We start from the raw sequence: 12,622 nt of genomic DNA on the forward strand, positions 1-12,622 counted from the left end.
CACGGCGGCATGCCCGCGGTGCGCGGATTACGGGAAAGGAGTCGAGCATTGGCAGCGTTACGTGGCCCGGATAGTTCCGAGGATGAACGTCGGTTGGGGGAGCAGGCCGTCTTTCCCGAGACCGTCGACGTCAATATCCGCCAGCTCGACCCGATTCCCGCGCCGCGCGCCTTTCTCAAGGAGCAGCCGCTCACCGATGAGATGAGCGAGTTGGTGCTCCATTCACGCCAGGAGATCCGCGACGTGCTCAATGGCCGTGACGATCGATTGCTCGTCATCGTGGGTCCGTGCTCGATCCATGATCCGAAGGCCGCGCACGAATACGCCGAGAAACTGGCCGCCGTCAAGCGTGAGCTTGAAGACCGTCTCGTGATCGTGATGCGCGTGTATTTCGAGAAGCCGCGCACCACGATCGGCTGGAAGGGGTTGATCAACGACCCCGATCTGGACGGTCGCTTCAATATCCGCAAGGGCATGTGGCTGGCGCGCAAGGTGCTCACCGATGTGCTGAGCCTTGGCCTGCCCGCCGCCACCGAATGGCTTGACCCCATCACCCCGCAGTACATCTGCGACGCGATCAGCTGGGGCGCCATCGGCGCGCGCAACACCGAATCCCAGGTGCACCGCGAGCTGGCCAGCGGCCTGTCCATGCCGGTGGGCTTCAAGAACTCCACCGACGGCTCCGTCAAGGCCGCCGCCGACTCCTGCTACGCCTCCGGTTTCGAACATCATTTCCTGTCCATCAATCTGGACGGTCGCGTGATTTCCGCCGAAACCAAAGGCAACCCGGATTGCCATCTGGTGCTGCGCGGCTCCGGCCACGGCCCGAACTACGATGCCGAGTCCGTGCGCCGGGCTTTGGGAGATCTCAAGGCCTCGCAGGCGACGGGGCCGAGCCGGCACGGGCTCGTCATCGACGCCGCCCACGGCAATTGCGGCAAGGACGAACGCCGCGAAGCCGAAGTCATCGAAGAGATAGCCGAGCGTCTGGCGCATGGCGAGCAGGGCATCACCGGCGTGATGATGGAGAGCTTCTTGGTGGGCGGCCATCAGAAGCCGGCCCCGCTCGACCAGCTGGTCTACGGCCAGTCCGTCACCGATGCCTGCGTGCCGTGGGATCGCACCAACGAACTGTTGCACACCCTGGCCGACGCCGTCACCGCTCGCCGCTCGGCTAGATAGCTTTGTCTTTGTAGAAATGCTCACTGAGACCCACTCAGTGAGCATTCTTTGCCAATAACGGTGGTCATGTCAGTTTGTTCCCGTGACACCTTATCCTTGGGAAAGATACTGACCCAAGGAGAGATGTTATGCAGCAGCAGGAGGAAGCAGCGCATTCGCTGCGTCCGTTGCAAGTCGGTCCGCAGCCGTTGAACACCCCGGAAGAGCTTCGCGCCATTCGTCAGGCGATGGGGGAGGGGAAGAACCCGCTCGTCGTCACCGATGTGCCGCGCTGGGAAGATCAGGTGGGTGTCAGTCGCATCATCAACCGCCGCGTATTGGAGTTGGAGCCGCTGCCCACGCCCGCGCAAGTGCTCGCTGAGCTCCCGCTGACCGATCAGGCTCAGGAAATCGTCGCCTACTCGCGTGATGAGATTCGCGCGTGCCTGTACGGCCAAGATGACAGGTTGTTGGTCATCGTCGGCCCCTGTTCGGTTCATGACCCGAAGGCCGCGCTGGACTACGCGCATCGATTGGCCAAGCTGAAAGACGAGCTCGGCGAGCAGCTGCTCATCGTCATGCGCGTGTACTTCGAGAAGCCGCGCACCACCATCGGCTGGAAGGGCCTGATCAACGACCCGGATATTGATGGCAGCCACAATATTCGCAAGGGCCTGTTGCTTGCCCGCAAAACCTTGCTTGGTGTGCTGAAGGAAGGATTGGCGGCCGCCACGGAATTTCTGGAGCCCACCAGTCCGCAGTTCATCTCGGACGCGGTGAGTTGGGGCGCCATTGGTGCGCGCAACACGGAAAGCCAGATTCACCGCCAATTGGCCAGCGGGCTTTCCATGCCGGTCGGCTTTAAGAACGCCACTGACGGTTCGGTGAAGGCGGCGGTCAACGGTTGCTTCGCCGCTGCTCAGCAGCACACGTTCTTCGGCATTGACCATCTGGGGCGTGCCTGCGCAGTCGAGACCCTTGGCAACCCGGACTGCCATGTGGTGTTGCGCGGCTCGATTCACGGCCCGAACTACGATGCCGAATCCGTGGCCAAAGCCATGGAAGACGTACGCGCCGAAATGCCCGCCGACTCCGCCGCTTCGCATGGTCTGATTGTTGATTGCTCGCACGGTAACTCCGGCAAGGACGAACATCGTCAGGCCGAAGTCGTGCGCAATATTGCCAGCAGAATTGCAGCTGGCGAACAGGGTATTACCGGCATCATGATGGAAAGCTTTATTGAAGGAGGCAATCAGAAGGCCGCGCCGCTTGATCAGCTGGTCTATGGCAAGTCGATTACTGACAAGTGCATCAGCTGGGAAGAAACCGAGGCCTTGCTGCGCGAGCTTGCGGAAGCCGTGGCCACGCGGCGTTGGCACTGAGTTGCGTCATCGGCTCTCTCGCAGGAGCAATGCAACGAAACGTCTCTACCCCTCAGCCTGCCATTCGGCGGCCACCTCCCCTGACATGGGAGTCGAAAGCGTTGTGAAAGGAACTTACGTATGGGTATGAAAACTGTAGCTATTATTGGCGCATTGGATGAGGAAGTGGCGCTGATCGCCAAATCGCTCACGCATGTGACGCACACCGCCAAGGGCAGCCTTGACATCGTGTCCGGCACGGTCGACTCCTTTGGTTCTGACGTCATCAAGGTTGCCGCAACGGTAGGCGGCATGGGACTGGTCAATGCGGCCGCCACCACGCAGCTGCTGATTGACGAGTTCGCCCCGGACGCCGTGATTTTCAGCGGCATCGCCGGCAACCTCAACACCCACCTGCACATCAACGACGTGGTGCTCGGCGGCACCCTGCGCTACCTCGACACTGACATGCGGCTCGTAGGCCAGTGGAAGCCCGGCACTGCGGACGCTCCGGTGGAGGAATTCCACTCTGATGACCGTCTGCTGGAAGTTGCCGACGAGGCGCTTGCCAATGCGGGCATTACCCACATCACCGGCATCATCGCCTCCGGCAACTACTTCGTGGACACGCCCCAAAAGGTCGAGGAGGTCATCCGACTCACCGGGGCTGACGCCGTGGAGATGGAAGGAGCCGCCGTGGCACAGGTCGCCGCCCGCAATGACGTGCCGGCACTGGTGATTCGTGCCCTTTCCGACAACGCCGACACTGATTACGAGGTATTCAAGGAGTTCGACATCTCCGACTACGCCGATACCGCCGCCCGTCTGGCCGTCGACATCGTCAAGCGCCTGTAATCGGCGGGCTGGCCCATCTCACCATCCACGCTTTGGATATGATGACCACTATATGAGCGCTTTCAAACTATTGCTTATAACCTGAGTCATACTCGGTGTTCGGCACGGCGATGTGCGGGAGCTCATCGCTGGGGCCACAAGCCGTGCCAGTCCTTCTCCCGTATCCCGGTCGCTGTGCTTGATTCGTCCGTCATCGCGAACACGTGATGCGCACGCCGCACCGGGGTTTATCCGCAAGAGGAGAAAGAAGAAGGACAATGTCTGCAAGCGCATCCGCGACTGTGGCCAAACCGGTGAAGAAGGATTCCGTTCCCGAGATCATCGCCGCCTCGATGGTGGGCACCGCCATCGAATTCTACGACAACTACTGCTATTCCATCGCAGCCGCCAGCTATTTCGGCGCGATTTTCTTCACGGACGTCGCCAAGTCCAACCAGGCCCTGGCCACGCTGATGGCTTTCGTGACCTTCGCCGTATCGTTCCTCGCCCGCCCGTTCGGTTCCATGTTGTTCGGCCACTTCGGCGACAAGCTCGGCCGCAAGAAGACGCTGGTCATCGCCCTGATGACCATGGGCATCGCCACCTTCCTGGTCGGATGCCTGCCCGGCTATGAGCAGATCGGCGCATGGTCCATCGTGATCCTGTGCATCTGCCGCGCCTGCCAGGGCGTGGGGCTCGCCGGTGAATGGTCCGGCGCGGCCTTGGTCGCCACCGAGAACGCCCCGGCCGACAAGCGCGCCCTGTATGGCTCCTTCCCGAACCTGGGCGCCCCGATCGGTTTCTTCTGCGCCTATGGTCTGAACCTGGTGCTTGAGGCCAACCTGAGCCAGGAGCAGATGCTCGCCTTCGGCTGGCGCATCCCCTTCCTGTGCTCCGCCGTGCTGGTGGCCATCGGCCTGTACGTGCGTGCCCGCATGTCCGAGACCCCGGTGTTCAAGAAGGCCTCCGAGGAGAAGCGCACCTCCAAGCACCCGCTGCGTGACCTGCTGCCGTACTGGAAGGAGGTCCTGCTCGGCACCGTGGCCATGGGCATCACCTACACCCTGTTCTACGTGCTCGGCACCTGGTCGTTGGCCTACGGCGTCAAGGGCCTGAAGTTCACCCAAAGCGAGTACCTGCTCATGCAGATGTGCTCCGTGGTGTTCTTCGCCATCTTCATCGTGGTCTCGTGCGTGTATGCCGACAAAGTGGGTCGCAAGAAGGTCATGATCACCGTGACCGCCGCCGCCTTGGTGTTCAGCTTCTTCGTGCCGATACTGCTGGTGCACTCCGTCTCCCACATCATGATCTTCCTGTGCGTCGGCTTCGTGATCATGGGCGGCCTGTTCGGCCCCTGCGGCGCGTACCTGCCCGAGCTGTTCCCGGTGCACGTGCGCTACTCCGGCGCCGGCCTGAGCTACAACCTCGCCGCCATCTTCGGCGGCGCGTTCGCCCCGACCATCGCCCAGGCGCTGGTCTCCTCCGAGTTCGGCGTGGCCGGCGTGGGCTGGTACATGGCCATCATGGCCGCGCTCGCCCTGCTCGCCCTGTTCCTGATCAAGGAAAGCAAGGACAAGGACTACGAGCTCTGATCCCCGCTCGTCCGCGGCGGTCCGCGACAAGGAGCATCACCCGGCAAGGGTGGTGCTCCTTTCGTATGCCGGCCGATAAGATGAACAGTAGGCGAACTTACGTAGTCTATGCAGGGCACTACGCCTCGGGCGTTTTACTCTGGGAGTCATGGATATCTCGCAGATCGTCGTGACCGTGGTGCTCGCCGTGCTGGCGTTGGCATGGGTCGCCGTCATCGCCTACAACAAGGGCCGTGTTTCGGGTCGCCTTGCCGCCGAACAGGACCTGTCCGGCGATGAGGACGCGCGTTCCCTGTTCGGCGTCGATGTGCCCGTGCGCCCCACCGAGCGGCGTCTGATCGAAGCGCTGCCCGAAGCCCTGATCGTCACCGATCGCAATGGTCTGGTCCAATACGCAAGCCCCGGTTCGGAGCCGTTCGCCCTGGTGTCCGGGGGCCGGCTCAACTCGCGTGAGATCGAGGACATTCTCACCCAGGTCGCCACCGATGGCGGTGTGCGTGAGCGCGAGGTCCAACTGCCGGTCAACCACGGCGCCTATCCATCCTCGAACGGCCGCGGCCTTGAGGCCGGTCAGTCGCGCCCGTCCAACACGATGTACCTGCGCGTGCGCATCGGCGACATCGGCGACGACCTGTATGCCATCTTCATCAACGACATGTCCGAACAGCGTCGTTTCGAGGCCGTCCGCCGCGACTTCGTGACCAACGTCTCGCATGAACTCAAGACCCCGGCCGGCGCGATCTCGCTGCTCGCCGAAACCGTGACCGACGCGGCCGACGATCCGGACGCCGTGCGGTACTTCTCCGGCCGCATCTCCAAGGAATCCGCGCGCCTGACCGAGCTGGTGCATCATCTCATCGACCTGCAGAGGGCCCAGAGCCCGCAGGGCATGATCAACGCGCGGCGCATCTGCGCGCTGGATGTGGCCCGTGCCGCCATCGCCGACAATCAGGTCCAAGCCGACTCGCGCCATGTGGACATCTGCCTGAGCGTCAACGGCAAGTCGGTGCCGACCGGGCTTGCGGACGATGCCGTGGCCCCGCAGGTGGCGGCACCCATGATCAAGGCCGATCGGGAGGCGATGCAGACCGCGGTCAAGAACCTCGTCGAAAACGCCATCCACTATTCGCCCGAGCACACCACGGTGGCCGTCGGCGTGGCGGAGCGCGACGGCAAGGTCACCATCCGTGTGGTCGATCAGGGCATCGGCATCCCCGCCAAGTCGCTGGACCGTATTTTCGAACGGTTCTACCGGGTCGATCCGGCCCGTTCCCGTGAAACCGGAGGGTCGGGACTTGGTCTGGCCATCACCAAGCACTGCGTTCAGGAGAACGGCGGACGCATTTCGGTATGGTCGCGCAAGGGGGAGGGCTCCACGTTCACCATCGAACTGCCGGCCGCCGCGGATGAGGATGATGAATCAACGCAGGACGGGGACGGTGCGGACACGCCGAGCGCGGCGGTGACGGACGGTGCGCCGGATGGCGGCCATGGCGGCACGCCGAACGGCTCGGCGGCGCGGGAGTAGCGCCGGCGGCGCCGATGCGGCGTCGGCCGATCGCATGGCGGGCTGGTTTCGCCCGTGGCGTGTAGCCTCATTGAGCAATTACGTACTTTCGGGAAACGGCAGGCTAACGGAGAACAAATGGTTACGATGGTGTCGGAAAACTTTGCGCCGATGCGCACGGGAACATATCCAAGAAAGGCTACTATGGCACGTATTCTTATCGTCGAAGACGAGGAATCCTATCGCGAGCCGCTGGTGTATCAGCTCACGCGCGAGGGGTACGACGTGTCCGCCGCCGCCACCGGCGAGGAAGGCCTGGAACTGTTCACCAAGGGCGGCATCGACTTGGTGCTGCTCGATCTGATGCTGCCGGGCATTGACGGCACCGCGCTGTGCCGGCGCATCCGCGAGCAGAGCCGTGTGCCGATCATCATGCTCACCGCCAAGAGCGCCGAGATCGATAAGGTCGTCGGCCTTGAGATCGGCGCGGACGATTATGTGACCAAGCCGTACTCCTTCCGTGAGCTTCTGGCGCGCATCCGGGCCGTGATGCGCCGCAACCAGGCCACCGCCCAGGCCTCCGGCACCGTGGACGACGACATTCCGCTGGTGTGCGGCGACATCGCCATGCAGGTGGGCCAGCATCAGGTCACCGTGCGCGGCGAGACCGTGTTCTTCCCGCTCAAGGAATTCGAGCTGCTCGAATATCTCATGCAGAACAAGGGCCGCGTGATGACCCGTCATCAGCTGATCGACCGCATCTGGGGCTCGGATTACGTGGGCGACACCAAGACGCTCGATGTGCATGTCAAGCGCGTGCGCTCCAAGATCGAGGAGGATCCGGCGCACCCCAAGTATCTGACTACCGTGCGCGGTCTCGGATACAAGATCGATACTCCCGCGGAGTAAATGGAAGGCGGCCTTCGGGTCGCCTTTTTTGTTGTGGATTACGGGCTCGCCGCAGGCGAGTCCGCTCCAAAAACTACGTAGCCTCAACGTAGCCCATAAACATCCAAGTGTTCATCTTCTGTTTACTGATTTCGGTTCCGCCTTTTCGAAACCGCTAATAGTCTTGTAGTTGTCAAGAATTGACCGGGCGGTTTCGCTCCGCCCGCGAATAGTTGATAGAGGGATTAGGTAATAATCATGCAGAAGAACATCCTCGTTCGCTCCATTGCCGCGCTGTCCGGCATTGTGATGCTTGCTTCCGTGGCTGCCTGCGGCGACAACAGCGCCGCGAAGACCGACAACAACGCTTCCTCCGACTCCACCGCCAAGGCCGCTCCGGTCTCCGGCGACTTCCAGGGCGCCGGCGCCTCCTCCCAGCAGGCCGCCGTCGAAGCTTGGATCGCCGGCTTCCAGGGCTCCAACCCGGACGCCAAGATCGCCTACAACCCGTCCGGTTCCGGCGCCGGCGTGCAGACCTTCCTGACCGGCGCCACCGCATGGGCCGGCTCCGACAAGGCCCTCGCCGATAACGAGGTCGAGCAGTCCAAGTCCGTGTGCGCCTCCGGCTCCGCCTTCGACGTTCCGGTCTACATCTCCCCGATCGCCGTGGTCTTCAACCTCAAGGGCGTTTCCGATGCCGGCAAGCACATCAACATGGACGCCGCCACCATCGCCAAGATCTTCGACGGCAAGATCACCAAGTGGAACGACCCGGCCATCGCCGAGCAGAACAAGGACCTGAAGCTGCCCGACACCGACATCACCGTCGTGCACCGCTCCGATAAGTCCGGCACCACCCAGAACTTCGTCTCCTACTTCAAGGACGTCACCCCGGACAACTGGAACTACGACCTCTCCGAGAACTGGCCGAACGAGGTCGGCCAGGGCGCCAAGGGCACTTCCGGCGTGATCTCCACCGTCAAGCAGGCCGACGGCACCATCGGCTACGCCGACTTCTCCCAGGTCGGCGATCTGGGCACCGTGGCCGTCAAGGTCGGCGAGAAGTACAACGTGATCTCCGCCAAGGCCGGCTCCAAGGTCATCGAGGACTCCAAGCAGGACACCACCGTCACCGGTGACAACCGCGTCGTCATCAAGATCAACCACGCCACCAAGGCCGACGGCGCCTACCCGATCGTCCTGGTCTCCTACGATGTCGTCTGCCCGGCCTACAAGGACGCCAAGCAGGCCGAGTTCGCCAAGGCATGGCTGACCTACGTGACCTCCGACGAAGGCCAGAAGGCCGCCCAGGATGCCGCCGGCACCGCTCCGCTGCCCGCCTCCCTGAAGACCAAGGTCGCCAAGTCCATCGAGGCCATCAAGACCAAGTGATGCCGTCGGCCCACAGGGTCGCATGGACTGGGCCTGACCTCTGAACGCCGAACTGTGAACGCACAGTCGCCAGCATGAAGCCGCAGTCGTAAACCATACGGCTGCGGCTTCAGTCGGGTCAGGACCCCAACGGTTTGACAACGTCGCCGACGGGCAACCTCACCACTCGAATACTTGATAACCACCCTATATAAGGAGAATCCGTGAGTTCGCAAGACAAAACGGTTGTACAGCCGGTTGGCGGCAAGACCGCCGACAAGGTGTTCCGCGGTGTGGCATACGCCTGCGGCATCCTGATCCTGGTTGTGCTCGCCGCTGTGTTCCTGTTCCTGTTCTTCCGCGCATGGCCGTTGATCGGCGGCGATCAGACCGCCAACAGCAAAACCGTGTCCAGCTTCACCGGCGGCAAGGCCGACAACTTCTGGAGCTATGTGCTCCCGCTGTTGTTCGGCACCGTGCTGGTATCGCTGCTGGCGCTGTTGATCGCCTTCTTCGTGTCCATCGGCATCGCGCTGTTCATCTCTCATTACGCACCCAAGAAGCTCGCCACCGCGCTGAGCTATGTGGTCGATCTGCTCGCCGCCATCCCCTCCGTCATCTACGGCCTGTGGGGCGGCCTGATTCTGGTGCCCGCCATCTACCCGTTCTGGAACTGGGTGGCCAACCATCTGGGTTGGATCCCGCTGTTCGAGGGCCCGGCGGCCAACCCGTCGCGTACCGTGGCCACCGTGGCCGTGGTGCTCGCCGTCATGATCCTGCCGATCATCACCTCCATGTCGCGCGATATCTTCATGCAGACCCCGCGCCTGCATGAGGAGGCCGCGCTGGCGCTTGGCGCCACCAAGTGGGAGATGATTCGTCTTGCCGTGCTGCCCTTCGGCAAGTCGGGTATCGTGTCCGCCTCCATGCTGGCTCTCGGCCGCGCGCTTGGCGAAACGATGGCCGTGTTGATGATCCTGTCCCCGGGCCTCAACTACTCCATCAAACTGCTGCAGGCCTCGCAGAACCAGACCATCGCCGCGAACATCGCCGCACAGTACCCTGAAGCCAACGATCTGGGCGTCTCCACGCTGATCGGAACCGGTCTGATTCTGTTCCTGATCACCTTCGTGGTCAACTTCATCGCCCGTAAGCTTACCGAGAAAGCGACTGCGTGATGACTGCTGCCGAGAACACTGAAAAGACCCCGATGTCCGGTGCGCCCAAGATCGATTTCGATCGTTTCCGCCCGACCCGTTCCGCCATCCAGCGCCGTAACGTCATGGACCGCTTCATGTGGGTCCTGATCGCGGTGGCGTTCGTGATCGCCTGCATCCCGCTGGTCTCCCTGCTGTGGACCACCATCGTCAACGGCGCCAAGCGACTGAACCTGAACTTCCTGAGCTACAACATGACCGGCGTGGTCGGCGGCAGCCAGACCCCGTCCGGAGGCTACGGCGGCGTGCTCCACGCCATCATCGGCACGCTCGAGATCACCGCCGGCGCCATGATCATCTCCATCCCGATCGGTCTGATGTGCGCCGTGTACCTGGTCGAATACTCGAACCGCGGCAAGCTCGCCACCACGATTTCCCTGCTCGTCGACGTGATGAGCGGCATTCCCTCCATCGTGGCCGGCCTGTTCGCCTTCTCGATGTTCACGATTCTGCTGGGCCCCGGCACCATCAACGGTTTCGAAGGCTCCGTGGCCCTCTCCCTGCTGATGCTGCCCACCGTGGTCAAATCCTGCGAGGAGATGCTGAAGATCGTGCCGAACGACCTTCGTGAGGCCTCCCTGGCGTTGGGCGTCACCAAGCAGCGCACCATCACCAAGATCGTGCTGCGCACCGCCCTGCCCGGCATCGTCTCCGGCGCCATCCTGGCCATCGCCCGCGTGATCGGCGAGACCGCCCCGCTGCTCATGACCGCCGGCTTCATCGCCAGCACCAATGTGAACCTGTTCTCCGGCCAGATGACCACCCTGCCGGTGTACGTCTACCAGGAGTACTCGAAGCTCAACGCGAACTGCCCGCCCAACGCCGATGCCACCTGCGTGACCACGATCCCAATGGAGCGCGCCTGGGCCGCCGCCCTCGTGCTGATCGTCATCGTGCTGCTGCTGAACCTCATCGGACGAATCGTGGCGAAGGTCTTCGCCGTCAAGACCGAACGCTAAGCCCAGCCGCTCAGCCTAAGCCTTAAGAACACAAGGAAACATAAGGAAACATCATGGGACAACGTATTGACGTCAACCACGAGAACATCTACTACGGCGACTTCCTGGCCGTCGAGGATGTGAACATCAACATCGAGCCGAACAAGGTCACCGCCTTCATCGGCCCGTCCGGCTGCGGCAAGTCCACCGTGCTGCGCACCCTGGACCGCATGCACGAGATCATCCCCGGCGCGCATGTCGAGGGCGAGGTGCTGCTCGAAGGCAAGAACCTGTACGACAAGGACGTGGATCCGGTGGCCGTGCGCCGCGATGTCGGCATGGTCTTCCAGCGCCCGAACCCGTTCCCGACCATGTCCATCCGCGAGAACGTGCTGGCCGGCGTGCGCCTGAACAACCACCATCTGGCCAAGTCCGACGCCGACGATCTGGTCGAGTGGGCCCTGCGCGGTGCCAACCTCTGGGAAGAGGTCAAGGATCGTCTCGACAACCCCGGCATCGGCCTGTCCGGTGGCCAGCAGCAGCGTCTGTGCATCGCCCGCGCCGTGGCCGTCCACCCGCAGGTGCTGCTCATGGATGAGCCCTGCTCCGCTTTGGACCCGATTTCGACCCTGGCCGTCGAGGATCTGATCAACGAGCTCAAGAGCGACTACACCATCGTGATCGTGACCCACAACATGCAGCAGGCCGCCCGTATCGCCGACTACACCGCCTTCTTCAACCTGAAGGCCGTGGGCCAGCCCGGTCACCTCGAGTACTTCGCGGACACCATCACGATGTTCAACAACCCGCAAAACGAAGAAGCCGAGCGCTACATCTCCGGTCGCTTCGGCTGATCGTTTCCTGCGCGCAGCGTAATGATTTGTGCGTAGGAGAAACGGCAAAGCCCGCCGCAAGGCGGGCTTTCGCATATTGAGGGCGAGTATTGCCGAGTATTACCGTTCTCGCAACGGAGCGAGCTGGAATACTTCGTCGGACTGGGCGGCGACTTCCCGCTTCGGTCGATCGACGGGAGAACGGCGGGTAAAGCGGTACAAGACAAGTCCGCACGATGAATACTCTGTGATGAATCTTCTGTTTACGGTGCGAGTGTGGAAGAATGGTCACAGCAAGGTCCAGCAAAGGAGCATAGGTGAGTACTGGTCTGATCGTCGGCATTGTCGTTGTCGTTATTATCGTTGTCTTGATTGGTTGGGGCGTCAGCGCCTATAACAACTTGGTGACGCTGAAGAACCGTGTGAAGAACGGTTGGGCGCAAATCGACGTGCAGTTGAAGCAGCGCGCCGACCTCATCCCGAACCTGGTGAATACCGTCAAGGGGTACGCATCCCACGAGTCTGAAGTCTTCACTCAGGTGACCGCCGCCCGCGCCGGCGTAGTGGCTGCGGCCAGCAATCCGAGCACGACCACTGCTCAGCGCGCCGCCGCCGAAAACCAGCTGTCCCGCGCCCTGTTCAACCTGCAAGCCACGGCTGAGGCATATCCGCAGCTGCAAGCCAACCAGAACTTCATGGATCTGCAGAACCAGCTCAAGGAACTGGAGAACAAGATCGCCTACGCCCGTCAGTTCTACAACGACGTGGTCCTGAAGCTCAACACCGCCATCGAAACCGTGCCGACGAACATCATCGCCGGTCTGTTCCACTTTGAGCAGGCGCAATACTTCGAGGCCGATGACGCTTCCCGTCAGGTGCCACAGGTCCAGTTCTGACCCGCTTCAGGCCCGTCCGGTAAG

General features: G+C 62.3%; 11 protein-coding genes. All 11 read left to right on the forward strand.

Annotated features, from left to right (window positions below; genetic code table 11):
- Positions 1-48 precede the first annotated feature (48 nt).
- Positions 49-1,182 carry a 3-deoxy-7-phosphoheptulonate synthase gene (locus FYJ31_RS09230; protein WP_154536537.1) on the forward strand — a complete coding sequence of 378 codons (1,134 nt, stop codon included), beginning with the start codon at positions 49-51 and terminating at the stop codon, positions 1,180-1,182.
- 128 nt (positions 1,183-1,310) lie between these two features.
- A complete protein-coding gene (locus FYJ31_RS09235) occupies positions 1,311-2,543 on the forward strand; it encodes a 3-deoxy-7-phosphoheptulonate synthase (protein WP_154536538.1) in 1,233 nt (410 codons plus the stop codon).
- A gap of 120 nt (positions 2,544-2,663) precedes the next feature.
- Positions 2,664-3,377 carry a 5'-methylthioadenosine/S-adenosylhomocysteine nucleosidase gene (mtnN, locus tag FYJ31_RS09240; protein ID WP_081356619.1) on the forward strand — a complete coding sequence of 238 codons (714 nt, stop codon included), beginning with the start codon at positions 2,664-2,666 and terminating at the stop codon, positions 3,375-3,377.
- 257 nt (positions 3,378-3,634) lie between these two features.
- On the forward strand, positions 3,635-4,948 hold the full coding sequence (locus FYJ31_RS09245; RefSeq protein ID WP_014484564.1) for an MFS transporter: 1,314 nt from the start codon (positions 3,635-3,637) through the stop codon (positions 4,946-4,948).
- A gap of 148 nt (positions 4,949-5,096) precedes the next feature.
- Positions 5,097-6,476: a sensor histidine kinase gene (locus FYJ31_RS09250; RefSeq protein WP_154536539.1), complete on the forward strand. Its 1,380-nt coding sequence runs from the start codon at positions 5,097-5,099 to the stop codon at positions 6,474-6,476.
- Positions 6,477-6,659: 183 nt separating this feature from the next.
- On the forward strand, positions 6,660-7,364 hold the full coding sequence (locus tag FYJ31_RS09255; RefSeq protein ID WP_029680021.1) for a response regulator transcription factor: 705 nt from the start codon (positions 6,660-6,662) through the stop codon (positions 7,362-7,364).
- 237 nt (positions 7,365-7,601) lie between these two features.
- A complete protein-coding gene (gene pstS / locus FYJ31_RS09260) occupies positions 7,602-8,735 on the forward strand; it encodes a phosphate ABC transporter substrate-binding protein PstS (RefSeq protein ID WP_012576794.1) in 1,134 nt (377 codons plus the stop codon).
- Between the two features lie 203 nt (positions 8,736-8,938).
- Positions 8,939-9,892 carry a phosphate ABC transporter permease subunit PstC gene (gene pstC / locus FYJ31_RS09265; RefSeq protein WP_326831201.1) on the forward strand — a complete coding sequence of 318 codons (954 nt, stop codon included), beginning with the start codon at positions 8,939-8,941 and terminating at the stop codon, positions 9,890-9,892.
- Positions 9,892-10,890 (forward strand): phosphate ABC transporter permease PstA, encoded by a 999-nt coding sequence (gene pstA / locus FYJ31_RS09270; RefSeq protein WP_012576796.1) that lies wholly within the window; start codon positions 9,892-9,894, stop codon positions 10,888-10,890. The genes pstC and pstA overlap by 1 nt, the downstream gene beginning before the upstream one ends.
- 53 nt (positions 10,891-10,943) lie before the next feature.
- The gene (pstB, locus tag FYJ31_RS09275) at positions 10,944-11,723 is read left to right on the forward strand and encodes a phosphate ABC transporter ATP-binding protein PstB (RefSeq protein ID WP_007051433.1); all 780 of its coding nucleotides are present in this window, start codon (positions 10,944-10,946) and stop codon (positions 11,721-11,723) included.
- A gap of 296 nt (positions 11,724-12,019) precedes the next feature.
- The gene (locus FYJ31_RS09280; RefSeq protein WP_007051432.1) at positions 12,020-12,598 is read left to right on the forward strand and encodes a LemA family protein; all 579 of its coding nucleotides are present in this window, start codon (positions 12,020-12,022) and stop codon (positions 12,596-12,598) included.
- The last annotated feature ends 24 nt before the right edge of the window (positions 12,599-12,622 follow it).

Origin of the sequence: Bifidobacterium sp. WCA-178-WT-4B (assembly GCF_009696495.1) — a bacterium.
Lineage (GTDB): Bacteria > Actinomycetota > Actinomycetes > Actinomycetales > Bifidobacteriaceae > Bifidobacterium > Bifidobacterium infantis.

Excerpts from the sequence above, each read along its gene's own strand:
- FYJ31_RS09235 (WP_154536538.1), top strand. The coding sequence starts at position 1,311 with ATGCAGCAGCAGGAGGAAGCAGCGCATTCGCTGCGTCCGTTGCAAGTC.
- mtnN (WP_081356619.1), top strand. The coding sequence starts at position 2,664 with ATGGGTATGAAAACTGTAGCTATTATTGGCGCATTGGATGAGGAAGTG.
- FYJ31_RS09245 (WP_014484564.1), top strand. The coding sequence starts at position 3,635 with ATGTCTGCAAGCGCATCCGCGACTGTGGCCAAACCGGTGAAGAAGGAT.
- FYJ31_RS09250 (WP_154536539.1), top strand. The coding sequence starts at position 5,097 with ATGGATATCTCGCAGATCGTCGTGACCGTGGTGCTCGCCGTGCTGGCG.
- FYJ31_RS09255 (WP_029680021.1), top strand. The coding sequence starts at position 6,660 with ATGGCACGTATTCTTATCGTCGAAGACGAGGAATCCTATCGCGAGCCG.
- pstS (WP_012576794.1), top strand. The coding sequence starts at position 7,602 with ATGCAGAAGAACATCCTCGTTCGCTCCATTGCCGCGCTGTCCGGCATT.
- pstA (WP_012576796.1), top strand. The coding sequence starts at position 9,892 with ATGACTGCTGCCGAGAACACTGAAAAGACCCCGATGTCCGGTGCGCCC.
- pstB (WP_007051433.1), top strand. The coding sequence starts at position 10,944 with ATGGGACAACGTATTGACGTCAACCACGAGAACATCTACTACGGCGAC.